Origin of the sequence: Burkholderia sp. AU32262 (assembly GCF_020419985.1) — a bacterium.
GTDB classification, from domain to species: Bacteria; Pseudomonadota; Gammaproteobacteria; order Burkholderiales; family Burkholderiaceae; genus Burkholderia; species Burkholderia semiarida.
Genome location: NZ_JAIZRS010000003.1, coordinates 277,223 through 302,887, shown reverse-complemented (window position 1 = coordinate 302,887; position 25,665 = coordinate 277,223). Strand labels below are relative to the sequence as shown.

Sequence of the window (25,665 nt, the reverse complement as noted above, 5' to 3'; positions counted from 1 at the left end):
GTGCTGTGCCGTGCCGAACATATCGTCGCGTACACCCGACGGGCAGCGTCGGTTCGCTCGCCGTGCGACGGGAGCATGTGCACGTTGACTGAAGCGTCGCGCCGAGTCGGTACTCGCACTCGCACTCGCACTCGCAGTCACGGAAACGGGCCCGCCTCGCCGCGGGCCGTTCCGATTTACGCGTAGGCCGGGCGCGCTTGGCCGGGCGCGTCCTTCAGGTAACGATGCACCGACAGGTCGTCGGCCTGGATCGCCGGCATCTTGCCCGAGATCAGGTCCGCGAGCAGTTGGCCAGAGCCGCACGACATCGTCCAGCCGAGCGTGCCATGGCCGGTGTTCAGGAACAGGTTCGACACCGGCGTGCGGCCGACGATCGGCGTGCCGTCCGGTGTCATCGGGCGCAGACCCGTCCAGAACGTGGCCTTCGACGTGTCGCCGCCGCCCGGGAACAGGTCGTTCACGCACATCTCGAGCGTTTCGCGGCGTGCGGCGCGCAGCGTCTTGTCGAAGCCCACGATTTCCGCCATCCCGCCGACGCGGATGCGCTGGTCGAAGCGCGTGATCGCGATCTTGTAGGTTTCGTCGAGCACGGTCGACACCGGCGCGGCGGCTTCGTCGACGATCGGCGCGGTGATCGAATAGCCCTTGAGCGGATAGACGGGAATCTTCATCAGGTTCGAGATGAAGCGCGTCGAGTACGAGCCCAGCGCGACGACGTACGCGTCGGCACGCACCGTCTCGCTGCCGCATTGCACGCCGGCGATCTTGCCGCCCGCGATCGCGAGCGCATCGATCGGCGTGTTGTAGCGGAACTTCACGCCGAGCGATTCGGCGAGCGCGGCGAGGCGCGTCGTGAACAACTGGCAATCGCCGGTTTCGTCGCCCGGCAGGCGCAGGCCGCCCGTCAGCTTGTGCGAGACGGCGGCGAGCGCCGGCTCGGCTTTTTTCAGCTCGGCCGGCGACAGCAGTTCGAACGGCACGTTCGCTTCCTGCAGCACGGCGATGTCCTTCGCCGCGCCGTCGAGTTGCTGCTGCGTGCGGAACAGTTGCAGCGTGCCGCCCGTGCGGCCTTCGTACTGGATGCCGGTATCGGCGCGCAGCGCCTGCAGGCAATCGCGGCTGTATTCGGCGAGACGGACCATGCGGCTCTTGTTCACCGCATAACGCTCGGCCGTGCAGTTGCGCAGCATCTGGACCATCCACTGGAGCTGGAAGCGCGTGCCGTCGAGGCGGATCGCGAGCGGCGCGTGCTTTTCGAACATCCACTTGACGGCCTTCAGCGGCACGCCGGGCGCGGCCCACGGCGCCGCATAGCCGGGCGAGATCTGGCCTGCATTCGCGAAGCTCGTCTCCAGCGCCGGGCCGGCTTCCCGGTCGATCACCGTGACTTCGTGGCCGGCGCGCGCGAGGTAATACGCGCTTGCCACGCCCACCACACCGCTGCCCAGAATGACGACTCGCATAGCTGCTCCAGATGGAAGGAATCAGGTCGAGGCCGGGCGCACCCGCGGCTCCGTGTTACCTCTAGCTGATCTAGTTTTTTGCGCTATGGTATTGTCGAATCTGCAGTTTTTGTTATTGTATTTTTCTGGTTTTCAGCATAAACAAATGAGAACGCAACGTCAGCCCGTACGCTCGCTCGACAAGCTCGACCGGCGCATCCTGAAACTGCTCCAGGACGACGGCCGGATGGCGATGAAAGACCTCGCGGAACAGGTCGGACTGACCGTCACGCCGTGCATCGAGCGCGTGCGGCGCATGGAGCGCGACGGCGTGATCACCGGCTATCACGCGCGGGTCGACCCGGGGCAATTGGGCGCCGCGCTGCTGGTGTTCGTCGAGATCACGCTCGGCCACAAGGGCGGCAACATGTTCGAGCAATTCCGCCGGGAAGTGATGAAGATCGACGAGGTGCTCGAATGTCATCTCGTCTCCGGCGATTTCGACTACCTGATCAAGGCGCGAATCGGCGAGATGGCCGACTACCGCAAGCTGCTCGGCGACATCCTGCTGCAGTTGCCGGGCGCCGTGCAGTCGAAGAGCTATGTCGTAATGGAGGAAATCAAGGAAACGCTGACGATCGCCGTCGGCGAGTGACGTGCCGCCGGCCGGCCGTCGGGCCCTTTATCCCGCTCTTGGCATGCTGTGCCCAATACTGTATAAATGTACAGTATTGGGCACAGGCGAATGGGTGGGCACATGGACGATCGGTCCGACAACGAATTTCCGGTAGCGCCGCCCGTGCCCCGCAAGGGGCGCGGTGCGGTCGACAACCTGCAGGGGCGGTATGAAATCGCGCAGCGCGAAGCGGTCGACGACGGCTGGACGCACGAGTCCGACGATGCCGATTTCCCCGCGCCGCTGCGCACGCAGGTCTTCGAGGAGCGGGCGAAGAGCATCCTCACGCACAACCAGTCGCCCGACATTCCGTTCAGCGTGTCGCTCAATCCGTATCGCGGCTGCGAGCACGGTTGCATCTACTGCTTCGCGCGGCCGACGCACAGCTATCTCGGGCTGTCGCCGGGGCTCGATTTCGAAAGCCGCATCTACGCGAAGGTGAACGCGGCCGAACTGCTCGAGCGCGAGATTTCGCGCAAGCGCTACGTGCCCGAGCCGATCGCGCTCGGCGTCAACACCGATGCGTACCAGCCGGTCGAGCGCGACCTGCGCATCACGCGCAGCGTGATCCAGGTGATGCACGATCGCGGGCTGCCGTTCGCGGCGATCACGAAATCGTCGCTGATCGAGCGCGATCTCGACCTGCTCGCGCCGATGGCCGAACGCGGGCAGGTGATGGCGGCGGTCACGATCACGACGCTCGATGCCGAGCTCGCGCGCACGCTCGAGCCGCGCGCGGCCACCCCGGCGCGGCGGTTGCGCACGATCCGGGCGCTACGCGATGCGGGTGTGCCGGTCGGCGTGAGCATTGCACCGGTGATTCCGTTCGTCACCGAGCCAGACATGGAGCGCGTGCTCGAAGCCTGCGCGGAAGCCGGTGCGACGCATGCGAGCTACATCATCCTGAGATTGCCGTGGGAGGTCGCGCCGCTGTTCAAGCAGTGGCTTGCCGCGCATTTTCCCGATCGTGCGGAGCGCGTGATGAACCGCGTGCGCGACATGCGCGGCGGCAAGGATTACGATTCGGACTTCTCGAAACGGATGAAGGGCGAGGGGATCTGGGCCGACCTGTTGCGGCAACGCTTCCGTCAGGCCGTCAAGCGGCTCGGGCTGAACGAGCGCACGAACGGCATTCTGGATCTGTCGCGATTCCGCGGCGCGCCGGTCGCTGGGGTGTCGGCGCCGCCTGTTGCGGTTCGAGCAGCCGGCGCGAAGTCGCGCGACGACATGCAGTTGAGCCTGTTCTGACCGACGAGCAACGTAGTCGCCGGTGTCCCGTATCGATCGTGCTGGCCGGGCTTACTGCGAAATCTGCTTGGCCGCTTGGACCTGCGATTCGAAGTACGTCTGGAACGACAGCGCGAGTGCGGTCATCAGCAGGAACGCGCCGATCAGCAGCGAGAAAATCACGACGAAGATCACGGTCCAGCCCGACTGGCTGTGCTTGCCGGTGTCCGCATTGAATTGCGCATCCCATTTTTCGTCGGGGCGCAGCCCGTAGACGAGGGCGGCGAGGAACGCCGCCAGCAGCGAGATTGCGCCGGGCACCGCGAGCCACCAGCCGAGGCCGGCGCTGCGCTGGGTTGCCGCGAGCAGCAGGAAGCCCGGGATGCCGACGATCGTCGCGAGCAGGTGGGCCCAGCCGTACACGTCGCGAAAGCCGTACAGATAGAAGCGGTGCGCACCGAGCGATCCGAGCAGGAACGCGAGGGCGGCGGTGAGCGTCTTGGAGCGGAAGCGGCGGGGTGATGCGGTGCTGCTGGACATGGATGGCGGCGTATTGTCGTTGGCTTGGGCGGCCGGCAAGCCGGCGCGGGCGCACGGCCCGGCACGCATTCTACGATGCCCGGTCGGGCCCGGTCACCCCTCGGCTGCGTCAAGGTGCCGCATAAGTCACGCGATAGATCGCGCCCGCGTAATCGTCGCTGACGAGCAACGAACCGTCCGGCAGCGGCAGTACGTCGGCCGGGCGTCCCCATACCGTGCCGTCGGGCCGCAGCCAGCCGGCGATGAACGGCGTCTGACGTGCGTGGCTGCCGTCCACGGGGGGCGACCACGCGCATCACGCGGTAGCCGACCTTCGTGCTGCGGTTCCACGAGCCGTGTTCGGCGATGAAGACATTATTTCGATACGACGCCGGAAACATCGATCCGGTGTAGAAGCGCATGCCGAGCGCCGCCACGTGTGCGCCGAGTTTCAGGACGGGTGCTACATAACGGCGGCAGACGTCGGCGCTGCCGAATTCGGGGTCGGGCGTATCGCCGCCGTGGCAGTATGGAAAGCCGAAGTCGAGGCCGGCGCGCGGCGCACGGTTCAGCTCGTCGTCGGGTACGTCGTCGCCCATCATGTCGCGCCCGTTGTCGGTGAACCACAGCTCCCCCGAATCGGGGTGCCATGCAAAGCCGACCGTATTGCGTATGCCGCGGGCGAACACTTCGCGCCCACTGCCGTCGGCGTTCATTCGCGCAATGATCGCGTAGCGGCTGCGATCGGCGAGGCAGGCATTGCACGGCGCGCCGGTCGGTACGTAGAGCTTGCCATCGGGGCCGAACGCGATGAATTTCCAGCCGTGATGGTGGTCGGTCGGCAGCGCGTCGGTCACGACGACGGGGGCGGGCGGTCTGGCGAGCCGGTCGTCGATACGGTCGACGCGCACGATACGCGACACGGCGGATATATAGAGAGCGCCATCGCGATAGGCGACGCCGACTGGCATATCGAGTCCGGACGCGATCACGTAGCGCGCGGTGATCCGACCCTCGCGCATCACGAATGCATGGACTCGGCCTTCCCGCGTGCCGACATACAGAATGCCGCGTGGCGACCACGCCATTTCGCGCGCGGCCGGCACCGCGTCCGTCAGCACTTCCACGTGGAAGCCGGGCGGCACGACGAGTTCGTTGACCGGCAACGGCGCGGCAAACGCCGGCAGGGAGACGAGGCAGGCAAGGCCGGCAAGCAGCACCGCGAATCGGTGCTGCGCGCGGCGCGCGGGGGCGGCGCGAAAGGGCGGCATGACGGTCGGGAGCGTCGTGGACACGCCGATTGTATGCCTGCTGGACGGGCCGTCCGCGGATTTTTACGCGTAAGTGTTTGTTGTACCTCTGCTTTCCGGCTATAATCGCGTGTTTCAGTAGTTTCGAACCCGGTTTTCCCGAAGGACATCATATGGTTATCATCCGTCTGGCTCGTGGCGGCTCGAAGAAGCGCCCGTTCTACAACATCGTTGCTACCGATTCGCGCAACCGTCGTGACGGCCGCTTCATCGAACGCGTCGGCTTCTACAACCCGGTCGCCACGAAGGGCGAATCGCTGCGTATCGCTCAGGATCGCCTGACGTACTGGCAAGGCGTTGGCGCGCAACTGTCGCCGACCGTCCAGCGTCTCGTGAAGGAAGCGCAAAAGGCGCAACCGGCTGCCTGACATGGCACGGTGTGCCGGTCGTGCCGGCTGTGAGGTGCATTGATGGCGGGTCACGATTCCGGTAATGCAAGGCGCGGGCGTGCGTCATTTGGCGCATTCGTCCGCAAGCCGGTCGAGCGCGACACGGTCGCGAACGCCGGTCAGGCTGCCGAACAAGGCAGTCCCGAAGCGACGCAAGCCTGGCCTGACGATGCCGTCGAGGTCGGGGCGGTGGTCGACGCCTACGGCCTGAAAGGCTGGATCAAGGTGGCGACGCATGCCGATGCCGGTCGCGGTGGCGACGCGCTGCTCAACGCGCGTCGCTGGTGGCTGGAACGCGGTGCGGAGCGGCTTTCCGCCCGCATCATGCAGTCGAAGACGCACAGCGACACTGTCGTTGCGCAACCCGCGGGCGTCAGCGACCGCGATGCCGCGCTGTCCATGCGCGGCTTTCGCGTGTTCGTGCGCCGGGAAGATTTCCCGGCACTGGCCGCGGACGAATTCTATTGGGTCGACCTGATCGGTCTCGACGTCGTCAACGAGCAATCGGTGGCGCTCGGGAAGGTGAGCGGGATGATCGACAACGGCGTGCATTCGATCATGCGTGTCGAGTATCCGGCGACCGGCAAAGACGGTCAGCCGACCACCGACGAGCGGTTGATTCCGTTCGTCGGCGTCTACGTCAAAACGGTGGATCAGGCGGCGCGTCGCATCGTCGTCGACTGGGAAGCCGATTACTGAAATGAACCAGGTTACCGAGCGCGCGGTGCAGTTCGACGTCGTCACGCTCTTTCCCGAGATGTTCCGCGCGCTGACCGACTGGGGAATCACCAGCCGGGCCGTGAAGCAGGGGCGCTTCGGGTTGCGCACCTGGAACCCGCGTGATTTCACGACGGACAACTACCGCACGGTCGACGATCGTCCGTACGGCGGCGGTCCGGGCATGGTGATGCTGGCCAGGCCGCTCGAAGCCGCGATCGACGCCGCGAAAGCGGCGCAGGCGGAGCAGGGCATCGCGAGCACGCGCGTCGTGATGATGTCGCCGCAAGGCGCGCCGCTCACGCATGATCGTGCGGTGCGGATGGCGCAGGAACCCGGCGTCGTCGTGCTGTGCGGCCGCTACGAAGCGATCGACCAGCGCTTGCTGGATCGTTGCGTCGACGAGGAAATCAGCCTCGGCGATTTCGTGCTGTCGGGCGGCGAACTGCCGGCGATGGCGCTGATGGATGCAGTCGTGCGGCTGCTGCCCGGCGTGCTGAACGATTCGCTGTCGGCCGTGCAGGACAGCTTCGCCGACGGTCTGCTCGATTGTCCGCACTACACGCGGCCCGAGGAATACGAGGGCGTGCGCGTGCCGGACGTGCTGCTCGGCGGGCATCATGCCGAGATCGAGAAGTGGCGGCGTCAGGAAGCATTGAGGAATACGTTGCGGAAGCGCCCGGACCTGATCGCCCGGGCGCGCCGCGAGAAGTTGTTGAGCCGGGCCGACGAGGCGTGGCTTGCGAACCTCGCACGCGAAGCGAAGGACGCCTCCTGAGGCGGCTGCGCGGGCGGGAATTGGCGGTGCCGTACATGCGTGTGCGGCGCCTGATGTGAATCCATCCTCTATCGGGGCCGAGCCTGGAAGCAGGCGGGTACGAACGCCGACACGATGGCATAAGGAGTCAGTAATGAATCTGATCGCAAAACTTGAGCAGGAAGAGATCGAGCGCGCGCTCGCCGGCAAGACGATCCCCGATTTCGCCCCGGGCGACACGGTGATCGTGAACGTGAACGTGGTTGAAGGTAACCGCAAGCGCGTTCAGGCTTACGAAGGCGTCGTCATCGCGAAGCGCAACCGTGGCCTGAACTCGAACTTCATCGTTCGCAAGATCTCGTCGGGTGAAGGCGTCGAGCGTACGTTCCAGACGTACTCGCCGCTGCTGGCAAGCATCGTCGTGAAGCGTCGCGGTGATGTGCGTCGTGCGAAGCTGTACTACCTGCGCGAGCGTTCGGGCAAGTCGGCTCGTATCAAGGAAAAGCTGGTGTCGAAGGATCGCGCCGCAGCAGCTTCCCAAGAGTAAGAGCTGTAAGGAAAAAGCACCCAACCGGGTGCTTTTTTCATTCTGGCGCGACAATATGCTCGATACGACACGAACCCGAGAGCCCCATTGAATCGCCGCCCCATCATCGATCCCGAAGTATTGCCGGTCGAAGGCACCGGCGCCGGCCTGCCTGTCATCGATTCCCGGCTGATGACGCCGTCCGGCCTGCGCGAACGTTTCTCACGCACGCTCGAATGGAGCGTCGAGCCCGGCGAGGCGAGGCTGCAGGAAGGTGTCGATCCGCGCAGCGCGGCCGTTCTCATGCCGCTCGTCGCACGCGAGACGGGCCTCACCGTACTGCTGACGCAGCGCGCCGATCACCTGAACGACCATGCCGGACAGATCAGCTTTCCGGGCGGCCGTCGCGAGCCGTTCGATCGAGACGCGACCGCCACCGCGTTGCGCGAGGCGAAAGAGGAGATCGGGCTGGCCGCCGAACGCGTCGAGATTCTCGGCGTGCTGCCCGACTACCTGACCGGCACGGGCTTCTGCGTGACACCGGTCGTCAGCCTCGTGCATCCGCCGTTCACCGTGCAGGCCGACACGTTCGAAGTCGCCGAGATTTTCGAAGTGCCGCTCGCGTTCTTGATGAATCCCGCGAACCATCAGGTCCGCGTGTTTCGGTGGGAAGGCGGCGAGCGTCGTTTTTTTGCCATGCCTTACCCGAACGGCGAAGCGGGCGGGCAATACTTCATCTGGGGCGCAACTGCCGCCATGTTTCGCAATCTGTATCGCTTCTTGGCCGCCGGCTAGGCGGGCGCGCCGGCCGGCGCGCGCGAGCGGCTGCCCGGCGACCGCGCCGGCAGCCATGCGCGGCTGACGCTGTGCTATCGTTATGCAAAAAATGACATAACTCCGAAGACGGCGCCACGCATGACTTTCTTTTCGGTTCTCCTCGCCCTCATCATCGAACAGGTCCGCGCGTTGTCGCCGAGCAATCCGGTGTTCGCGCTGTTCCAGTTTCATGCGGAAACCGTCGCGCATGGCCTCGACGCCGGCAAGCAGAAGCACGGGCTCCTCGCATGGCTCGCGGTCGTGCTGCCGTGGGTGCTGATCGTCGCGCTGGTCTATTTCCTGTTGTACAAGGTGAGCTTCGTGCTCGCGTTCATATGGAACGTCGTCGTCGTGTATTTCACGCTCGGCTTCCGTCAGTTCAGCCACTACTTCACCGATATCCATCTCGCGCTCAACAACGACGACGTGCCGCGCGCGCGCGAAATCCTGCATGAGTGGACGGGTATCGACACGGTCGACATGCCGGTCGGCGAAATCGTCCGCCATACACTGATCCATGCGGTCGTCGCGTCGCATCGGCACGTCTTCGGCGTGTTCTTCTGGTACGTGCTGCCGATCGGCCCGGCCGGCGCCGTGTTGTACCGGATTTCCGAATACCTCGCGCGCAGCTGGTCGACGCCGGGCGACGATCGCACGGCCGCGTTCTCGACGTTCGCGCAGCGCGCGTTCTTCGTGATCGACTGGATTCCGTCCCGACTGACGGCGCTCGGCTTCGCGATCGTCGGCAATTTCGAGGATGCGATCTATGCGTGGCGCAACCATACGCGCCAGTGGCCCGACCCGAACGACGGCGTGCTGCTGGCGGCCGGCAGCGGGGCGCTCGGTGCGCGTCTCGCCGGGCCGCTCGCGGAACCGTCGAGCCTCGATGCGCTGGCGGTCGGCGACAGCGGTCCGTTGACGGTTGGTGACGATTGCACGCCGCGCACGCTGCAGTCGGCAGTCGGCCTCGTGTGGCGCGCGGTGATCCTGTGGATGATCCTGCTGCTGATGCTGACGCTCGCCGTCTGGGTGTCGTGACGGCGCAGCGCAGTACCCGATGAAAGACAAAGGCCGGCTGGATGTCGGCCTTTTCGCTGTGGGTCGGCGCAGTGCGTTCAGTCGTCGAGCGGGTCGCGCACGGCGCCGCATTGCCAGCACGCGGTGAATTGCGCTTCAAGCGCTTCTCCGCACTGCCGGCAGCGCCACGGTGCCGCGCCGGCCGACGGGCCGTGCGACGCGGCATCGAGGAGCCGGCGGGCGAGTGCATCGTCGCGTTCGTCGTCGAGCCACAGCTCGGGCGTGCACGCATCGGCGGGCAGGCCGCCGAGTGCGCCGGTCGCGTAGCAGTTGTGCAGCTCGCAACCGATGCCGGCCACCTGGAGCACGTTGGCCCAATGCTGCGCGGTCGCGAGGTCGGGTGCCTTGAAACGCATCGCGGCTCCTGTCGATGAAGGCCGGCATGGCGCCGGCCGGCCGTCGCGCACCTCGCGCGATCAGCGGACGATCTGGCTCGCCTCGTGCACGAGTTGCGCGTACAGCGCGTGCCGCGACGGCGCGATACGGCCGTCGGCGACGGCTTCGAGGATCGCGCAGCCGGGCTCGTGCAGATGATGACAATTATAGAAACGGCAGTCCGCGAGCAACGGCCGGAATTCCGGAAACGCGCGTTCGAGACGGCCTTCGGTCAGGTGGTAGAGGCCGAATTCCTGGAAGCCCGGCGAATCGATCAGCGCACCGCCGCCTTCCAGCGGGTACAGGCGCGTGAACGTCGTCGTGTGACGGCCACTGTTGAGCGCGGCCGAAATCTCGCGGGTCGCGGCTTCGGCGTCGGGCACGAGCAGGTTCACGAGCGTCGATTTGCCCATCCCGGACTGGCCGAGCAGGATCGTCGAATGCCCGGCGAGGTGCGGCATCAGTTGTGCACGCGCGTCGTCCGGCGCGCCCTTCACCGACAGCTCGAGCACGTCGTAGCCGAGCGCGCGGTACGGCGCGAGGCGCTCGCGCGCGACCGGCAGCGCGGCCTCGACGTCGATCTTGTTCAGCACGACGAGCGGCTTCAGTTCGTTCGCTTCGGCCGCGATCAGCGCGCGGCCGAGGAGATCCTCGCTGAAATAGGGCTCGGTCGCGAGCACGATCAGCAACTGGTCGAGGTTCGCCGCGAACAGCTTCGACTTGAACTGGTCGGAGCGGTACAGCAGGTTGCGCCGTTCGCCGATCTCGACGATCACGCCCTGGTCGGCCGACGCGAGTTCGTACACGACGCGGTCGCCGACCGCGATGTCGCTCTTCTTGCCGCGCGGGAAGCATTGCAGCATCGGGCCGCCGTCGTCTGGGGCGACGATGTAGTGGCGGCCGTGCGCCGCGATCACGCGGCCTTCGGCCCGTTGCGCGCCCGACGCGCGCGCGGCCGGCTTGCGGGAGGTCGGCCGGCTCATGCGTGCTGCAGCAGGCGGTCGATCCGCTGCGACGCGGGCGGATGCGAGTAATAGAAAGCCGTGTAGACGGGGTCGGGCGTGAGCGTCGACGCGTTGTCCTCGTAGAGCTTCACGAGCGCGCTGACGAGATCCTGCGCGTCGGTCTGGCTGGCCGCGAACGCGTCGGCCTCGAATTCGTGCTTGCGCGACGTGAGGCTGCTGAACGGCGTCGCGAAGAACAGGAACACGGGAATCGCGAGGAAGAACAGGACGAGCGCGGCGCCCGCGTTGCTGGTGTCGAGCGACGGCGTGACGCCGAGCCCCGTATAGAACCACGTGCGTTGCGCGAGCCAGCCGAGCAGCGCGAGCAGCACGAGGCTCAGCACGAACGACACGAGCATCCGCTTCATCACGTGGCGGCGCTTGAAGTGGCCGAGTTCGTGCGCAAGCACGGCTTCGATCTCCTGGCCGGACAGGCGCGCGAGCAGCGTGTCGAAGAACACGATCCGCTTCGATGCGCCGAAACCCGTGAAGTACGCGTTGCCGTGCGCGGAGCGGCGGCTGCCGTCCATCACGAACAGGCCCTTGGCCGCGAAGCCGCAGCGCTTCATCAGCGACTCGATGCGCGCGCGCAGCGCATCGTCCTTCAGCGGCTCGAACTTGTTGAAGAGCGGCGCGATGAAGGTCGGGTAGATCAGCAGCACGAGCATCTGGAACGCGACCCACACGATCCAGGTCCACAGCCACCACAGGCTGCCGGCCTGATTCATCAGCCACAGCACGACGAACAGCAGCGGCAGGCCGAGCACGGCGCCGAGCAACGTGTTTTTCAGCATGTCGGTGAAGAACAGCCGCTTCGTCATTCGGTTGAAGCCGAAACGCTGCTCGATGCCGAACTGGCGGTAGTACTCGAACGGGACGTCGATCACGCCCGTGATCACGAGCACCGCGGCGACGAGGGCGACCTGCTGCCCGTAGCCGCGGCCGAGCCAGCCGGTCAGCAGCGTGTCGAGCGCGCCCACGCCGCCGAGCAGCGTGAGGCCGACCAGCACGGCCGCGCTGACGACGATCTCGAACATCGTCAGCCGGGTGCGCTCGACCGTGTAGTCGGCCGCGCGCTGGTGGGCGGTCAGCGGGATGGTGGCGCTGAACTGCGCGGGCACGCCGTTGCGGTGCGCGGCGACGAAGCGGATCTGCCGCGACGCGAGCCACAGCTTGGTGACGACCATCGCGAGCACGGCGATCGCGAACAGCAGGGTGAACGAAAAGGGTGACATCGAAGGCGCCAAAGGGTTCTATGCGAGAATTATATGTTCTTGCGGACCGGCCCCGCTCACGCGATGCCGGCCGCCCGGGCGGCGCCGCATCGGCGCGCCCGGTCCGCCATTTTCCAGGATGAATCATGACCGATACCGCCGCTTCCGCCAGCCAGCCCGCGCTCGTGCGCAACGAGTTGAACCTCGTCTGGCTCGACATGGAAATGACGGGCCTCGACCCGGATAACGACCGCATCATCGAGATCGCGGTCGTCGTGACCAATTCCACGCTCGACGTCGCGGTCGAGGGCCCGGTGTTCGCGATCCGCCAGAGCGACGAGACGCTCGCGAAGATGGACGACTGGAACAAGTCGACGCACGGCCGTTCGGGGCTGATCGACCGCGTGCGCGCATCGACCGTGACCGAGGCGGAAGCCGCCGCGCAACTGCAGGCGTTCCTCGCGCAGTACGTGTCGCCGGGCAAGTCGCCGATGTGCGGCAACTCGATTTGCCAGGACCGCCGCTTCATGGCGCGCTGGATGCCCGAATTCGAGCGGTTCTTCCACTACCGCAATCTCGACGTCAGTACGCTCAAGGAGCTGTGCCGCCGCTGGCAGCCGGCCATCTACAAGGGTTTTCAGAAGCGGGCGATGCACACGGCGCTCGCCGATATCCACGAGTCGATCGACGAGCTGAAGTACTACCGCGAGCATTTCCTGATTCCGGCCGCCTCGGCGCCGGCAGGCGATTCCGTGCCGGCCGCCTGAGCAGGCCGGCACGCGTGCGGCGCGCGGCAAACGCTCAGCGCCGCGCGCTTTTCGGCCGGAACGCCGCGACCACCGCGGCGTCGGTCTCGATATACGGGCCGCCGATCAGGTCGATGCAGTAGGGCACCGCGGCGAAGATGCCGGGCACAGTCGACTTGCCGTCGGCGTCGCGCAGCCCTTCCAGCGTTTCCCGGATCGACTTCGGCTGGCCGGGCAGGTTGATGATCAGCGCCGCATGGTCGGCCGTTTCGCGGATCACGGCGACCTGCCGCGACAGGATCGCGGTCGGCACGAAATTCAGGCTGATCTGCCGCATCTGTTCGCCGAATCCCGGCATTTCCTTCGTCGCCACGGCCAGCGTGGCTTCCGGCGTCACGTCGCGGCGCGCGGGGCCCGTGCCGCCCGTCGTCAGCACGAGGTCGCAGCCGGCGACGTCGACCAGTTCGGCGAGCGTGGCCGAGATCGTCGGTGTGTCGTCCTGGATCAGGCGCGTCTCGGCGCGCCACGGCGAAACCAGCGCGCCGGCGAGCCATTCCTGCAGCGCCGGAATGCCCTTGTCTTCGTAAATCCCCGTGCTCGCGCGGTCGCTGATCGACACGAGGCCGACCACGAGCTCGTCCGGATGGTTACGCTTCGTCGTCATGGTCGTCTCCGGCGTCGTCGGCCGCTTCGTCGTCGCTGTCGGATGCGCCGCCCGCGGCCTTGATCCACTGGAACAGCTCGCGGAAATAGCGCGGCGGCTTGCCTTGCTGCGCTTCCTTGCGCGCGTTGCGGATCAGCGTGCGGCCTTCCTGGATGTCGGCGTCGGGGTGCTGGCGCAGGAATTCGGTCAGCGCGTCGTCGCTCGCGAGCAGTTGTTCGCGCGTGCGCTCGATCCAGTGCAGGCGGGCGGTGGCGGCCTTGTTTACGCCGCGTTGCGCGTCGAGCGCGGTGCGCAGCGCGGCCGTTTCGTCGTCGGTCAGCGAGCGCATCACGCGGCCGACGTACTGGAGCTGGCGGCGCTTGCCTTCGTGATCGGTGATCCGGCGCGCCTCGCGCACGGCGTCCGCGAGGTCTTCGGGCATCGGCATGCGCTTGAGCGCATCCTTCGGCAGGTCGACGAGCGCCTGGCCGAGTTCCTGCAGCGCGTGCATTTCGCGCTTCAACTGGGATTTGCTGGGGCGATCGTAGCCATGGTCGTCGTCCTCGACGGCAGGTTCGATCGGCTGGATTCGGGTTTTGCGTGTCATGGGCCGCATTGTATCGCGGCGCGGACACCCCAAGCTTGTCTGTGCGCGGCCCCGGACCTTGCTATGATCGCGGGATACGCAACATTTTGACCATGCGGGCGCCCGCCCGCCACCGGATACCAAGACGATGGCAGCCAATCTCGACGTACAAGCGCGCTATTTCCCGCACACGCAGGACCAGCTCAAGGAAATCGCATCGGACATCCTTCGCCATGCGAAGGCGCTCGGCGCGACGGACGCCGCGACCGAAATCTCCGAGGGCGACGGCCTGTCGGTGTCGGTGCGCCGCGGCGAAGTCGAAACGATCGAGCACAACCGCGACAAGATGGTCGGCGTCACCGTGTTCATCGGCAAGAAGCGCGGCAACGCGAGCACGTCGGACTTCTCGCCGGCCGCGATCAAGGATACCGTCGCCGCCGCCTACAACATCGCGCGCTTCACGGCCGAGGACGAAGCGGCCGGCCTTGCCGAAGCCGAGTTGCTCGAAACCGACCCGCGCGACCTCGATCTGTACCACCCGTGGGCGCTGAGCGCCGACGAGGCCGTCGAGCTGGCGCGCCGCGCGGAAGACGCCGCGTTCGCGGTCAGCCCGCAGATTCGCAATTCGGAAGGCGCGAGCGTGTCGGCGCAGCACTCGCAGTTCGTGCTCGCGACGTCGCGCGGCTTCCTCGCCGGCTACCCGTACTCGCGCCACTACATTGCGTGCGCACCGATCGCGGGCAGCGGCCGTCACATGCAGCGCGACGACTGGTATTCGTCGAAGCGCAGCGCGATCGATCTCGCCGCGCCCGAAGCGGTGGGCCGCTACGCGGCCGAGCGCGCGCTCGCGCGGATGGGCGCGCGCCGTCTCGACACGCGCAAGGTGCCCGTGCTGTTCGAGGCGCCGCTCGCGGCCGGCCTGCTCGGCGCATTCGTGCAGGCGGTGAGCGGCGGCGCGCTGTACCGCAAGACGTCGTTCCTCGTCGACAGCCTCGGCAAGCCGGTGTTCGCGCCGCACATCCAGGTCGTCGAGGATCCGCACGTGCCGCGCGCGATGGGCAGCGCGCCGTTCGACGAGGAAGGCGTGCGCACGCGTGCGCGCAGCGTCGTGAAGGACGGCGTCGTGGAGGGCTACTTCCTGTCGACCTATTCGGCGCGCAAGCTCGGCACGCAAACGACCGGCAACGCGGGCGGCTCGCACAACCTCGCGCTGCGCAGCTCGAACACGCAGGCGGGCGACGACTTCGACGCGATGCTGAAGAAGCTCGGTACGGGCCTGCTGCTGACCGAGCTGATGGGGCAGGGCGTGAACTACGTGACCGGCGACTATTCGCGCGGCGCGGCGGGTTTCTGGGTGGAGAACGGCGTGATCCAGTATCCGGTCGAGGAAATCACCGTCGCCAGCACGCTGCAGGAGATGTTCCGCCATATCGTCGCGATCGGTGCGGATTCGATCGTGCGCGGCACGAAGGAAACCGGCTCGGTGCTGATCGAGCAGATGACGATCGCCGGGCAGTAAGCCGCACGCGGCGCAGGCCGACAGTCAACGAAAAACCCGACCGGCGTGAGCCGGTCGGGTTTTTTCATCGTGCGGAAGAAGGCGTCAGCCGCGCTTGCGTGTGTAGACGACGAACGCATAGCCGAACGAGTTCGGCGCGGCAGCCTGATGCGCGTCGCGCGAGACTTCCTGCCAGTGCGCGGCGTCGGGCGCCGGGAACGACGCGTCGCCGTCGAAATCGGCATCGATCTCGGTGATGACCAGCTTGTCGGCGAGCGCGAGACCTTCCGCATAGAGTTGCGCGCCGCCGATCAGGAATGCCTCGGGCACCCCGTCGCGCGCGGCGAGCGCCAGCGCGTCGGCGAGCGACGTGACCGTGTCGCAGCCTTCGAAACGGCGCGTGGCGTCGCGCGTGACGACGATGTTGCGGCGGCCGGGCAGCGGCCGGCCGATCGACTCGTGGGTCTTGCGGCCCATCACGATCGGCGCGCCCATCGTCGTGCGCTTGAAGAACGCGAGATCCTCGGGAAGTTTCCAGGGCAACTGGTTGTCGCGGCCGATGATGCCGTTGCGGGCACGCGCGACGATCAGGGTCAACGTCGTCATGAAGGTCGGGGAAGAGGGGACATGCAATGAGCCGATTTTACCGGAACGGCGGCGCGCGCCGGATTCCGCCTGCCCACGTGGGCATCGGCGTGTGTTGCGCGGTGCGCCGCGACGCGGGATGCCCGCATCACGGCGGCCGTCCGAATAAAAAGAGTGCCCGCCGGGGGACGGAGCACCAAAACATTTTGCGTCGCGAGATCGGCGATACCGGTTCCGGTCGATGGCATTCCGTCCGACCGGATCGTCGGTTCAATACGCAATCCTGATTGAATCGACACGGAAAATGATCAGGGATGCGTATTGCTTCGCGCGTTGCCTCCCATCGCATGCTGCATGTTGCCCGGTTGCGGTGCCGGCATCGGCAACTGGGGCGGCGGTGGAATCTCGTCCCACAGCGTCACGGAGGCCTGGCGCGCCGGCAGCGGTTGCGGCGCCGACACGGTCACGATACCGAACCCGTTGCCGTGCTGCCTGACCGGCACATTTTCGACAAGCAGCATCGCGCGATCCGGCCGCATGCCTTCGTCCGCGCATGCGGGGGCAGGCGGGCCGGCGGCCGAAAGCAGGAGCGTCGTCGGCACGAAAGAAAGTAAAAGGATTTTTCGCATGGTGACTGTCTCCGGTCGTTTCCGTATTCAGCGAAATACATGCCACGATACCGGGACCATTGCCGCCATTGCGATTCGCGCTCGAGCGTTGAGAATTGTGGCCGAAAACGCCTGAAAATGTTTCAGGCCTGAAACGAGGGGGCTCGGGAATATTGCTGATTCAACCAACCCGCTTCAAGGATGAAAATCGGCGCGTGTGTTGATGACGAACCCTTCCTGCGCATGCGCTATGTGCAGATGATTGATCTGCATCGACCTCCTGAGCGATTGGGCCGGATCGCCATCGGCGCTGAAACGGGCTTGTCGTATTCTGCGCCTGTAACAAGCTGTTTGATCAAAATAACTGGACGCAAGATAAGCGCCATCATGCGAGGCATTGTCGTTGCCGCGCATCGGCATGGCGAATCGAGCCACCTTGGGCTGACCCGATTCGATCCTTTTGCACGCGACCTGACGTGTGCGGCAATCGTTAGACGGTTGATGAACGGGGTGAGGATATGGGAGCCGATCAGCGGCACGTGATCTACTATTCGCGCGAACCGAACGATGCGTTGCGCGGCCATTTCGACGAATGCGGCTGGCGCGTCGATCTTGCCGAGACCGTGCGCGACGTGCGGCGCGTCGTGCAACAGGGCGTGGCAACCGCCGGCCTGCTCGATTTTTCGCCGGGCTTCAAGCCGTCGGATCTGCGCGAACTCGAATCCTGCCTGAGCATCCAGCACATCGGCTGGATCGCGGCGACGCGGCGCGGCCAGTTGCAGGACGCGACGCTGCGCCATCTCATCCGCGACTATTGCTTCGACTACGTGACGATGCCGTACGAAACGGCGCGCATCGTCGAGACCGTCGGCCATGCGCACGGCATGGTCGCACTGACCGATGCCGTTGCGCCGCCCGTCGGCGCCGGGCGTACCGAAGGCGAGATGGTCGGCACCTGCGATGCGATGCTCGGGCTCTTCAGGACGATCCGCCGTGTCGCGGCGACGGACGCACCGGTGTTCATCTCCGGCGAGTCGGGGACGGGCAAGGAGCTGACGGCGGTCGCGATTCACGAGCGGTCGTCGCGCGCGCAGGCGCCGTTCATCGCGATCAATTGCGGGGCGATACCGTCGACGCTGCTGCAGGCCGAACTGTTCGGCTATGAGCGCGGCGCATTCACCGGGGCGAACCAGCGCAAGATCGGTCGCGTCGAGGCCGCCAACGGCGGCACGCTGTTTCTCGACGAGATCGGCGATCTGCCGCTCGAAAGCCAGGCGAGCCTGCTGCGTTTCCTGCAGGAGGGCAAGATCGAGCGGCTCGGCGCGCACGTGTCGGTGCCGGTCGACGTACGCGTGATCTGCGCGACGCACGTGGACATGGAAGCGGCGCTGCGCGAAGGGCGCTTCCGCGAGGACCTGTTTCATCGGCTGTGCGTGCTGAAGATCGAGGAGCCGCCGCTGCGTGCGCGCGGCAAGGACATCGAGGTGCTCGCGCGCCACATGCTCGAGCGCTTCAAGGGCGATGCGCATCGCCGCCTGCGCGGTTTTTCCCCTGACGCGGTCGCGTCGCTGTACGGCTATTCGTGGCCCGGCAACGTGCGCGAGCTGATCAATCGCGTGCGCCGCGCGATCGTGATGTCGGAAGGCCGGATGATCACCGCGACCGACCTCGAACTGAACGACTATGCGACGCTCGCGCCGGTGTCGCTGCTCGAGGCGCGCGAGGCGGCCGAACGGCAGGCGATCGAGCAGGCGCTGCTGCGCCATCGCGGCCGTTTCGCGGATGCCGCGCGGGAGCTCGGCGTGTCGCGCGTCACGCTCTACCGGCTGATGTGCGCGCACGGCATGCGCGAGCGCGGCGACACGCTGGCAGGGTTTTCGGCGCCGTTGCCGGAGCTTCCGCGCCACGCTTGCTAAAATTGGCGGGTGCGGCCGCCCCTCGCGGCCGAAGGAACCCGCATGAAACAGTATCTCGATCTCGTTCGTACCATTCTCGATACCGGCACCTGGCAGGAGAACCGCACGGGAATCCGCACCATCAGCATGCCGGGCGCGATGCTGCGTTTCGACCTGCAGCAAGGCTTCCCGGCCGTGACGACCAAGAAGCTCGCGTTCAAGTCCGCGATCGGCGAGCTCGTCGGCTTCCTGCGCGCATCGCGCAGCGCGGCCGATTTCCGCGCGCTCGGCTGCAAGGTGTGGGATGCGAACGCGAACGAGAACGCGCAGTGGCTCGCGAACCCGTATCGCCAGGGCGTGGACGATCTCGGCGACGTCTACGGCGTGCAATGGCGCCAGTGGCCGGGCTACAAGGTGCTCGACGCGAGCGCCGACGCGCAGATCGCCGATGCGACGCGCCGCGGCTTCCGGATCGTCACGCGTTTCGATGAGGACGGCACGTCGAAGGTGCTGCTGTACAAGGCGATCGACCAGTTGCGCCAGTGCCTGGACACGATCATCGAGAACCCGTCCGATCGCCGTATCCTGTTTCACGCGTGGAATCCGGCCGTGCTCGACCAGATCGCGCTGCCCGCATGCCATCTGCTGTACCAGTTCCTGCCGAACGCGACGAAGCGCGAAATCTCGCTGTGCCTGTACATCCGCAGCAACGACGTCGGCCTCGGCACGCCGTTCAACCTGACCGAAGGCGCCGCGCTGCTGTCGCTCGTCGGCCGGCTGACGGGCTACACGCCCCGCTGGTTCACGTATTTCATCGGCGACGCCCACATCTACGAGAACCAGCTCGACATGCTGCAACGGCAGCTCACGCGCGACCCGTACGAAAGCCCGCGGCTCGAGATTGCCGAGCGCGTGCCCGAGTGCGCGAAGACGGGCGTCTATGCGCCGGAATGGCTGGAGCAGATCGAGCCGTCCGATTTCTCGCTCGTCGGCTATCGCCACCATGAGCCGCTGACCGCGCCGATGGCGGTCTGATCGCGCGGCGGGGCCGCGCGGTTTCATCGATCCGCACGCCGCAAAAAGGCTCGACCGGTATCAGCCGGTCGAGCCTTTTGTTTCATGTCCGCGGCACTTACTGGCGATGCCGCTCTTCGTGGCCGCCCTGCGGCGGCGGGCTGCCCGGGCGCGGCGCCTCGACGTGCGGCGCCGGCTGCGGCCGTGGTTCCATCCGGGGGGCGGGCATCGACGGGCGCGGTTCCATGCGGGGCGCCGGTTGCGGCCGCGGCTCCATGCGCGGCGCCTGCGGCTGCGGACGCGGCATGTCGTGCACCGCGGGCGCCGGCGGACGGTACTCGTTCACGCGCGGCGGCGCGACTTCGCGACGGGGCGCCGGTTGGGCGAAGTCCGGGCGCGGTTGCGGCGCGGGGGCGGCCCGCTCCGGTTGCGGCTGCGCATGCCGGGCCGGCGTCGGGAAATCGGGGCGCGGATGCGGTTGCGGAATCTGCGCGGTATGGTCGGACTGCGGTTGCGGCAGCGCGCGAGGCGCTTCGTTGCGCCCGCCGGATTGCCCACCCTGCGGAGCCGGCACGCCGTCCGGATGCGGGATTGCCGCGCTGCGCACGGGCGGCAGCGCGTTCTGTCCCGCCGCGTGTAGCGCGGCAGCTGGAGCAGGGCGCTGATGCGCCATCGGCGTGTGCGGCTGCATCCACACGGGCGACGGCGCGTTCGCTGCGTGCGGATCGCCCGTCCGCGCCGGAACGTCGTTCGCGCCCGGCGGATGCGGGACGCCATTGCCGGGCGCGAACGCCTGATGCGGCATCGGATTGCCGGGCGCCTGCGGCGTGCCGCCGTTGGCGAAACGCGGTGCGTTGGGCGTTTCGCCGTTCGCCGGCCGCGCGACATTCGGCATGCCCGGCGCCGGTGCGCCCGGCTGTCCAGCCCGCACGTCGGCCGGCTGGCCTTCGCGCGGCGCGCGGGCCGGCTGCACGACCGGGCCGTGCGGATTCACGAGCTGCACGTTGTGCATCGCCCATGCGCCGCCGCCCGGCTTGCCCGGCACGCGGACCGGGCGAGCCGTATAGTCGGCCGGTACGTTCGTCTTCACGACGGGCGCGCCGGCCCCCGGTACGCGCCCGCCCTGCTGCGCGAGGTGGGCGGCGGCCTGGTCGCGATACGCGGCCGGCACGGCCGGATTGCGCGTCGCCACGAACGGGTGCTGCGCGATCGCCGCCGGCGGGCGGTAGCCGGCATTGCGCAGCCCGCCGGTGAAACTCTGGCGCACCGGCGCGATGCCGGGCGTGCCCGGCATCACGTGCGCGTTGCGCCATTGCCGCGGATCGACGGGCTGCGCGAAGTGCGCGACCGGCTGGCCGTGCACGAACGCGGCGGCCGGCACGGCCGTGATCGCGTGCGGCGCGCGCAAGTTCACGTACGTCTTGTTGATGTTGGTGATATTCGTGATGTTCGTCACGTTCACGGTCTTGTTCACGTTGACGTTGTTCACCACGATGTTGCGGTTGACGCGGTCGTAGTAGTGCGGGCTCCAGCCGCCCCAGCCCGGATGCCACGCCTCGCCCGGGCCGAGCGCGAACCATGCGCAGCCGGCCGCGGCCACGCCGCCGACCGTGAGCGCGACGCTCCAGTCGGAACCGCCGCCGCCACCGCTGCCCACGAACGCGACGAGCGCCGGTGCGTAGACGGGCGGCTGGCTGACGACCATCGGGCCGGGCACCCATGCCCAACTGTCGTCGACGTACGCCCAGCGGCCGTAGTGATAGGGCGCGAAGCCCCACGGCGCGTCGTCGACCCAGGTCCAGCCCCACGGCGCCTGCCAGATCCAGTGACCGTCGTGATACGGCGCCCAGTCGGCCGGCGTGTTGTTCGGCACCCATACCGCGCCGTAATTCGGGGTTTCGCGCCACGTGCCGTTTGCGTCGAGATCCTGGTAGCCCGGAATGTCGCGGGACACGTACCGGGCCGACACCGAGCGCGCTTCGGCCGCGTCGCGGCTGGCGGCCCACTGGTCGAGCGCGTCGGGGGCCGGTGCGGCCGATTGCTGCGCGACCTGCAGGTCGGTGCCCGTGAACACGACCTGCTGGCCGGGCGACAGCGGATACTGTCCGTTGCTGCCGTAGACGGTCGCGCTGCCGCTGCGCATCGTCACCGTCGTGCTCGCGCCATTCGGCGCGACATCGACGCGGTAGTCGCCCGGGCCCGTGATGCCGAGCGCGAGATTCGGCGTGTCGATTTCGTACGATCCGCCGGCCGGCAGACCGCGCACGTGCGTCGACACGGTGCCGAGTCCCACTTTCAACTGCGTCGTCGTGTCGTCGAGGTTCAGCACCGACAGGCTCGTCGATTCGCCGAGCCGCACCGCGGTCGAGCCGACGTGCAGTTCCGAGCGCGCGCCGGCATCGTTCCAGAGCTGGTCGCCGGTCGTCAGCGGCCGGTTGACTGCCGCATACGACCACGTATCGGTGCCGGCCGGTTCGGTCGTCACGGCGCCCGACAGGTAATTGAGCCGCGCGACGCGGCCCGGCGGATCGCCGCCCGGTTGCCGCGCCGCGGTCATATTCGGCGGCGCGTCGACTGATTGCGCGACGGCGGGCGGCAGCGCCGCAAGCGCGACGAACGCGAGCAGCGTGCAGCGGGCGGTGCGCTTGAGCGTGAACAGGGTGGCCATGGTGAGCGTCATTGTCGTGATCGCGGCGCGTCGATTCGTGCCGTCGAGTTCACAATATCCGCTTGGCCTGTTTCAAGGCACGGTGTTTTGTAAGTCGAGTGGCACGCGATGTAACAAAACCTCTCCATCGCGCGCCGTTGTCGTGCAGTTGCAATGCCGGCGTCAAGCGGACGTAAGCCACGCGTCGAAAACCTGCTGCCCGCGCACCGTGACGCGCAGCACGCGCGGCCGGGCAGCACGCTCGATCCAGCCGTGTGAACAGAAGCTATCGAGCAGCGCCGCGCCGAGCGCGCCGCCGAGGTGCGAGCGCCGCTCGCTCCAGTCGAGACAGCCGCACGCGAAGCGGCGCCGGCGCGTGCGCTGCTGCGCGACGTCGATGCCCCATTGCGCGAGCGCCTGCGTGCCGAGCTCCGTGGTCTCGATCGCGTCGCCGTTTGCGAGCAGCCAGCCGCGCGCGGTGAGGCCGTCGAAGATGCGCACCGCGAGCTCGCCGGCCATGTGGTCGTAGCAGGTGCGTGCATAGCGCAGTTCGGCCGGGACCGCGCGCGACGGCGGCGGAACCGGCCGATGCGGCGCGGCCGCGCGGGCGACGTTGGCCATCGCTTCGAGCGAGGCCGCGATGTCGGCCGATGCAATGCGGTAGTAGCGATGCCGGCCGCGCACGTCGAGGGCCAGCAGGCCGCCTTCGGTCAGGCGCGCGAGGTGCGCGCTGGCCGCGGACGGCGACAGCCCCGCGATCATCGTCAGTTCGCCGGCCGGGCGCGCGCTGCCGTCCATCAGCACCCACAGCATCGCGGCGCGGCCGGGATCGGCGAGCAGCGCGCCGATGCGGCTCAGGCCTGGAAAATGGTGGTCGTCTTGATCGGTCATCGTCGTGTCTCGTCGAGCGGGATGAGGGGCAGTGTAGTCGGTGCCCGCATTCGATGTTTCGCTTTCGGATGAAATGTCGAACGCAGCGGCGGCGCCGCTGCGCGGACCGGCCGCGGGCGGTTGCAGGGCACGCGTAGAATGGCCGGACGCGGCGGCAGCGGGCCGCCGCATGTGACGCGATGCGAAGATGAAGACGATTTTCTGTGTGTTGGCGGCCGCGCTCCTCTGCGCGGCCTGTGCGCCCGGTGGCGCGGGCGCGACCGGAGCGCGCGGCGGCAATATCGAGATGTACGGGACGATCGACCAGGGCATCACGGTGCGCCGGTGACCGGTGCCGTTCGGCTCGGGCCAGCGCAAGCCCGTTATTGGCGTGAACAGCTCTCGTCGGCAGGCCGCGGCAGCCCCGCCACACGGGGCTCGCCGCGACGCATTGCCGCAGTGCAACGTATAATGGCCCGATTACAGCGCCCCTGCCGCCTGGAGCCAGAACAATGCCCCAACCGTCCCCCGTGCCGGCCGCCCTCGACCGCACCGAAACCGTATTCCGCTTCCTTGCCGAGCCTTCGTCCGTGAACTTCGGCGGCAAGGTGCACGGCGGCGCGCTGATGAAGTGGATCGACGAAGTCGCGTATGCGTGCGCCGCGGTCTGGTCGAGCCGCTATTGCGTGACGGTCAGCGTCGGCAACATCCGCTTCCAGCGTCCGATCCTGGTCGGCAATCTGGTCGAGCTGAAGGCGCGCGTCGTCGCGACGGGCCGTACCAGCATGCACATCCATGTGTCGGTGCACGCCGGCGATCCGAAGGGCGGCGTGTTGCGTCAGACGACCGATTGCCTCGTCGTGTTCGTCGCGGTCGACGAGAACGGCAACCCGGTGCCGGTACCGCCGTTCGTGCCGGAAACCGACGAGCAGCGGGTACTGGCGAAATATGCGGCCGACGTGCGGGCCGCGCTCGACAAGATCGTCGAGATGAAGCCGGAAGAAGTCGCGAAGGGCACCGTCTGAGTGCCGCGGGCGCCGCGCTCGTCGCGCCGCGCCCGTCGTTCCGCCGTTACCGCGTCCCGATCATCTGCTCGGGGCGTACCCACGCATCGAATTCCGCTTCCGTCAGGTAGCCGAGCGCGAGCGCGGCCGCCTTCAGCGTCGTGCCTTCCTTGTGCGCCTTCTTCGCGATCTGCGCGGACTTGTCGTAGCCGATGTGCGGATTGAGCGCCGTCACGAGCATCAGCGATTCGTTCAGCAACAGGTCGATCCGCGAACGGTTCGGCTCGATGCCGACCGCGCAGTGATCGTTGAAGCTCTGCGCGCCGTCGGCGAGCAGCCGCACCGACTGCAGCACGTTGTGCGCGATCATCGGCCGGAACACGTTCAGCTCGAAATTGCCGCTCGCGCCGCCGACGTTGACCGCGACGTCGTTGCCGAACACCTGGCAGCACAGCATCGTCACGGCTTCCGACTGCGTCGGATTCACCTTGCCCGGCATGATCGAGCTGCCCGGCTCGTTTTCCGGAATCGACAGCTCGCCCAGCCCGCAGCGCGGCCCGCTCGCGAGCCAGCGCACGTCGTTCGCGATCTTCATCAGGCTCGCCGCGACCGTCTTCAGCGCGCCGTGCGCGAACACCAGCGCGTCGGCGGCCGCCATCACCTCGAACTTGCTCGGCGCGGTCACGAACGGCAGCTTCGTCAGACGGCCGATCTCGTCGGCCACGCGCACCGCGAACGCCGGATGCGCGTTCAGCCCCGTGCCGACCGCGGTGCCGCCGAGCGCGAGCTCGTACAGGTGCGGCAGCGCCGATTCGACGTGACGGATGCCCTGGTCGAGCTGCGCGACATACCCGGAGAACTCCTGGCCGAGCGTGAGCGGCGTCGCGTCCTGCAGGTGCGTGCGGCCGATCTTCACGATGTCGGCGAATGCCTTCGACTTCGCGTCGAGCGTCGCGCGCAGCGTGCGCAGCGCCGGCAGCAGGTGGTTGACGATCGCATACGCAGCCGCGATGTGCATCGCGGTCGGGAACACGTCGTTCGACGACTGGCCGCGGTTCACGTCGTCGTTCGGATGAACCTTGCGCGCCTCGCCGCGCTCGCCGCCCATCAGCTCGCTCGCGCGGTTCGCGATCACCTCGTTGAGGTTCATGTTGGTCTGCGTGCCGGAGCCCGTCTGCCACACCGCGAGCGGGAATTCGCGCGGATGCTTGCCGGCGATGATCTCGTCGGCGGCCGCGATGATCGCGTGTGCCTTGTCGTCGGCGAGCACGCCGAGCGACTGGTTGACGGCCGCCGCGGCGCGCTTGACGATCGCGAGCGCGTGGATCAGCTCGGGCGACTGCTTCTCCGTCGAGATCCGGAAATTCTGCAGCGAGCGCTCGGTCTGCGCGCCCCAGAGCCGGTCGGCCGGCACGGCGATCTCGCCGAACGTGTCGCGTTCCATCCGAACTGCTTCGTTCATGATGCACTCCTCCTGGAAAGGGGAAAGGCCGCGCGTCGTCGCGCGGCGTCAGACGTAA

The 25,665-nt window shown here is 67.3% G+C and carries 27 protein-coding genes and 1 pseudogene; 15 read left to right on the top strand and 13 right to left on the bottom strand.

Annotated features, from left to right (window positions below):
• Nucleotides 1–176: 176 nt before the first annotated feature.
• Nucleotides 177–1,463 carry a D-amino acid dehydrogenase gene (locus tag LGN10_RS04960; RefSeq protein ID WP_059574052.1) on the bottom strand — a complete coding sequence of 429 codons (1,287 nt, stop codon included), beginning with the start codon at nucleotides 1,461–1,463 and terminating at the stop codon, nucleotides 177–179.
• Nucleotides 1,464–1,608: 145 nt separating this feature from the next.
• Here LGN10_RS04960 and LGN10_RS04955 point away from each other — a divergent pair, with 145 nt between their 5' ends.
• Nucleotides 1,609–2,097, top strand: coding sequence for an Lrp/AsnC ligand binding domain-containing protein (locus tag LGN10_RS04955; RefSeq protein ID WP_012492860.1), 489 nt, complete (start codon nucleotides 1,609–1,611; stop codon nucleotides 2,095–2,097).
• A gap of 90 nt (nucleotides 2,098–2,187) precedes the next feature.
• Nucleotides 2,188–3,366, top strand: a complete 1,179-nt coding sequence (locus LGN10_RS04950) for a PA0069 family radical SAM protein (RefSeq protein WP_059638225.1) — start codon at nucleotides 2,188–2,190, stop codon at nucleotides 3,364–3,366.
• A gap of 51 nt (nucleotides 3,367–3,417) precedes the next feature.
• Here the strand turns inward: LGN10_RS04950 and LGN10_RS04945 are convergent, their stop codons facing one another.
• Together LGN10_RS04945 and LGN10_RS04940 are read right to left on the bottom strand one after the other, a co-directional pair.
• Nucleotides 3,418–3,885 carry an NINE protein gene (locus LGN10_RS04945; protein WP_059574326.1) on the bottom strand — a complete coding sequence of 156 codons (468 nt, stop codon included), beginning with the start codon at nucleotides 3,883–3,885 and terminating at the stop codon, nucleotides 3,418–3,420.
• 109 nt (nucleotides 3,886–3,994) lie between these two features.
• Nucleotides 3,995–5,135: pseudogene (locus LGN10_RS04940) on the bottom strand (PQQ-dependent sugar dehydrogenase).
• A 152-nt stretch (nucleotides 5,136–5,287) separates the two neighbouring features.
• Between LGN10_RS04940 and rpsP the strand changes: the two are divergent.
• From rpsP to LGN10_RS04910, 6 genes are all read left to right on the top strand, one after another.
• The gene (gene rpsP, locus LGN10_RS04935; protein WP_006476550.1) at nucleotides 5,288–5,542 is read left to right on the top strand and encodes a 30S ribosomal protein S16; all 255 of its coding nucleotides are present in this window, start codon (nucleotides 5,288–5,290) and stop codon (nucleotides 5,540–5,542) included.
• Nucleotides 5,543–5,584: 42 nt separating this feature from the next.
• Nucleotides 5,585–6,262: a ribosome maturation factor RimM gene (rimM, locus tag LGN10_RS04930; protein ID WP_060313183.1), complete on the top strand. Its 678-nt coding sequence runs from the start codon at nucleotides 5,585–5,587 to the stop codon at nucleotides 6,260–6,262.
• A gap of 1 nt (nucleotide 6,263) precedes the next feature.
• The gene (gene trmD / locus LGN10_RS04925) at nucleotides 6,264–7,058 is read left to right on the top strand and encodes a tRNA (guanosine(37)-N1)-methyltransferase TrmD (protein WP_059638231.1); all 795 of its coding nucleotides are present in this window, start codon (nucleotides 6,264–6,266) and stop codon (nucleotides 7,056–7,058) included.
• A gap of 133 nt (nucleotides 7,059–7,191) precedes the next feature.
• Nucleotides 7,192–7,584, top strand: a complete 393-nt coding sequence (gene rplS / locus LGN10_RS04920) for a 50S ribosomal protein L19 (RefSeq protein ID WP_059574047.1) — start codon at nucleotides 7,192–7,194, stop codon at nucleotides 7,582–7,584.
• An 87-nt stretch (nucleotides 7,585–7,671) separates the two neighbouring features.
• Nucleotides 7,672–8,358 (top strand): CoA pyrophosphatase, encoded by a 687-nt coding sequence (locus LGN10_RS04915; protein WP_060313186.1) that lies wholly within the window; start codon nucleotides 7,672–7,674, stop codon nucleotides 8,356–8,358.
• A gap of 120 nt (nucleotides 8,359–8,478) precedes the next feature.
• Nucleotides 8,479–9,417 (top strand): CobD/CbiB family protein, encoded by a 939-nt coding sequence (locus LGN10_RS04910; RefSeq protein WP_059574045.1) that lies wholly within the window; start codon nucleotides 8,479–8,481, stop codon nucleotides 9,415–9,417.
• Between the two features lie 77 nt (nucleotides 9,418–9,494).
• Here the strand turns inward: LGN10_RS04910 and LGN10_RS04905 are convergent, their stop codons facing one another.
• From LGN10_RS04905 to LGN10_RS04895, 3 genes are read right to left on the bottom strand one after another with little or no spacing between them, the layout of a single operon-like run.
• A complete protein-coding gene (locus LGN10_RS04905) occupies nucleotides 9,495–9,812 on the bottom strand; it encodes a putative signal transducing protein (RefSeq protein WP_011351362.1) in 318 nt (105 codons plus the stop codon).
• A gap of 60 nt (nucleotides 9,813–9,872) precedes the next feature.
• Entirely contained in the window at nucleotides 9,873–10,814 is a 942-nt protein-coding gene (gene rsgA / locus LGN10_RS04900; RefSeq protein WP_124859513.1) for a ribosome small subunit-dependent GTPase A, read from the bottom strand.
• On the bottom strand, nucleotides 10,811–12,070 hold the full coding sequence (locus LGN10_RS04895; RefSeq protein WP_124657630.1) for a M48 family metallopeptidase: 1,260 nt from the start codon (nucleotides 12,068–12,070) through the stop codon (nucleotides 10,811–10,813). Before LGN10_RS04895 ends, rsgA begins: the two co-directional genes overlap by 4 nt.
• 125 nt (nucleotides 12,071–12,195) lie before the next feature.
• Here LGN10_RS04895 and orn point away from each other — a divergent pair, with 125 nt between their 5' ends.
• Complete coding sequence (gene orn / locus LGN10_RS04890; RefSeq protein WP_226222027.1) at nucleotides 12,196–12,816, top strand: oligoribonuclease; 621 nt, start codon at nucleotides 12,196–12,198, stop codon at nucleotides 12,814–12,816.
• Nucleotides 12,817–12,850: 34 nt separating this feature from the next.
• Here the strand turns inward: orn and mog are convergent, their stop codons facing one another.
• Nucleotides 12,851–13,459, bottom strand: a complete 609-nt coding sequence (gene mog / locus LGN10_RS04885) for a molybdopterin adenylyltransferase (protein WP_124657629.1) — start codon at nucleotides 13,457–13,459, stop codon at nucleotides 12,851–12,853.
• Nucleotides 13,443–14,045 (bottom strand): ribosome biogenesis factor YjgA, encoded by a 603-nt coding sequence (gene yjgA, locus LGN10_RS04880; RefSeq protein ID WP_275906232.1) that lies wholly within the window; start codon nucleotides 14,043–14,045, stop codon nucleotides 13,443–13,445. The genes mog and yjgA overlap by 17 nt, the downstream gene beginning before the upstream one ends.
• Nucleotides 14,046–14,172: 127 nt before the next feature.
• Between yjgA and pmbA the strand changes: the two genes are divergently transcribed.
• Nucleotides 14,173–15,543, top strand: a complete 1,371-nt coding sequence (gene pmbA, locus LGN10_RS04875) for a metalloprotease PmbA (RefSeq protein WP_059574040.1) — start codon at nucleotides 14,173–14,175, stop codon at nucleotides 15,541–15,543.
• 84 nt (nucleotides 15,544–15,627) lie between these two features.
• On the opposite strand, the gene LGN10_RS04870 is transcribed toward pmbA, so the two are convergent.
• Complete coding sequence (locus tag LGN10_RS04870; protein WP_226222026.1) at nucleotides 15,628–16,128, bottom strand: dihydrofolate reductase; 501 nt, start codon at nucleotides 16,126–16,128, stop codon at nucleotides 15,628–15,630.
• 287 nt (nucleotides 16,129–16,415) lie between these two features.
• Nucleotides 16,416–16,628 (bottom strand): hypothetical protein, encoded by a 213-nt coding sequence (locus LGN10_RS04865; protein ID WP_226093723.1) that lies wholly within the window; start codon nucleotides 16,626–16,628, stop codon nucleotides 16,416–16,418.
• Between the two features lie 288 nt (nucleotides 16,629–16,916).
• On the opposite strand from LGN10_RS04865, the gene LGN10_RS04860 reads away from it, so the two are divergent.
• The 3 genes from LGN10_RS04860 to LGN10_RS04850 are packed head-to-tail and all read left to right on the top strand — an operon-like array spanning nucleotide 16,917 to nucleotide 19,645.
• Nucleotides 16,917–17,258 carry a hypothetical protein gene (locus LGN10_RS04860; protein WP_226222025.1) on the top strand — a complete coding sequence of 114 codons (342 nt, stop codon included), beginning with the start codon at nucleotides 16,917–16,919 and terminating at the stop codon, nucleotides 17,256–17,258.
• Nucleotides 17,234–18,631, top strand: coding sequence for a sigma-54 dependent transcriptional regulator (locus LGN10_RS04855; RefSeq protein WP_226222024.1), 1,398 nt, complete (start codon nucleotides 17,234–17,236; stop codon nucleotides 18,629–18,631). Before LGN10_RS04860 ends, LGN10_RS04855 begins: the two co-directional genes overlap by 25 nt.
• Nucleotides 18,632–18,673: 42 nt before the next feature.
• Nucleotides 18,674–19,645 carry a thymidylate synthase gene (locus tag LGN10_RS04850; RefSeq protein WP_226222023.1) on the top strand — a complete coding sequence of 324 codons (972 nt, stop codon included), beginning with the start codon at nucleotides 18,674–18,676 and terminating at the stop codon, nucleotides 19,643–19,645.
• A gap of 97 nt (nucleotides 19,646–19,742) precedes the next feature.
• Here LGN10_RS04850 and LGN10_RS04845 read toward each other — a convergent pair whose 3' ends face one another.
• Together LGN10_RS04845 and LGN10_RS04840 are read right to left on the bottom strand one after the other, a co-directional pair.
• Nucleotides 19,743–22,304, bottom strand: coding sequence for a DUF6600 domain-containing protein (locus LGN10_RS04845; RefSeq protein WP_226222021.1), 2,562 nt, complete (start codon nucleotides 22,302–22,304; stop codon nucleotides 19,743–19,745).
• A gap of 150 nt (nucleotides 22,305–22,454) precedes the next feature.
• Nucleotides 22,455–23,162 carry an ArsR/SmtB family transcription factor gene (locus tag LGN10_RS04840; RefSeq protein ID WP_059638245.1) on the bottom strand — a complete coding sequence of 236 codons (708 nt, stop codon included), beginning with the start codon at nucleotides 23,160–23,162 and terminating at the stop codon, nucleotides 22,455–22,457.
• A gap of 187 nt (nucleotides 23,163–23,349) precedes the next feature.
• Here LGN10_RS04840 and LGN10_RS04835 point away from each other — a divergent pair, with 187 nt between their 5' ends.
• Both LGN10_RS04835 and LGN10_RS04830 read left to right on the top strand, forming a co-directional pair.
• Nucleotides 23,350–23,490, top strand: a complete 141-nt coding sequence (locus LGN10_RS04835) for a hypothetical protein (RefSeq protein WP_185722998.1) — start codon at nucleotides 23,350–23,352, stop codon at nucleotides 23,488–23,490.
• Between the two features lie 163 nt (nucleotides 23,491–23,653).
• Nucleotides 23,654–24,166, top strand: coding sequence for an acyl-CoA thioesterase (locus tag LGN10_RS04830; protein ID WP_023475851.1), 513 nt, complete (start codon nucleotides 23,654–23,656; stop codon nucleotides 24,164–24,166).
• A 46-nt stretch (nucleotides 24,167–24,212) separates the two neighbouring features.
• Here LGN10_RS04830 and fumC read toward each other — a convergent pair whose 3' ends face one another.
• The gene (gene fumC, locus LGN10_RS04825; RefSeq protein WP_059574034.1) at nucleotides 24,213–25,607 is read right to left on the bottom strand and encodes a class II fumarate hydratase; all 1,395 of its coding nucleotides are present in this window, start codon (nucleotides 25,605–25,607) and stop codon (nucleotides 24,213–24,215) included.
• Between the last annotated feature and the right edge of the window lie 58 nt (nucleotides 25,608–25,665).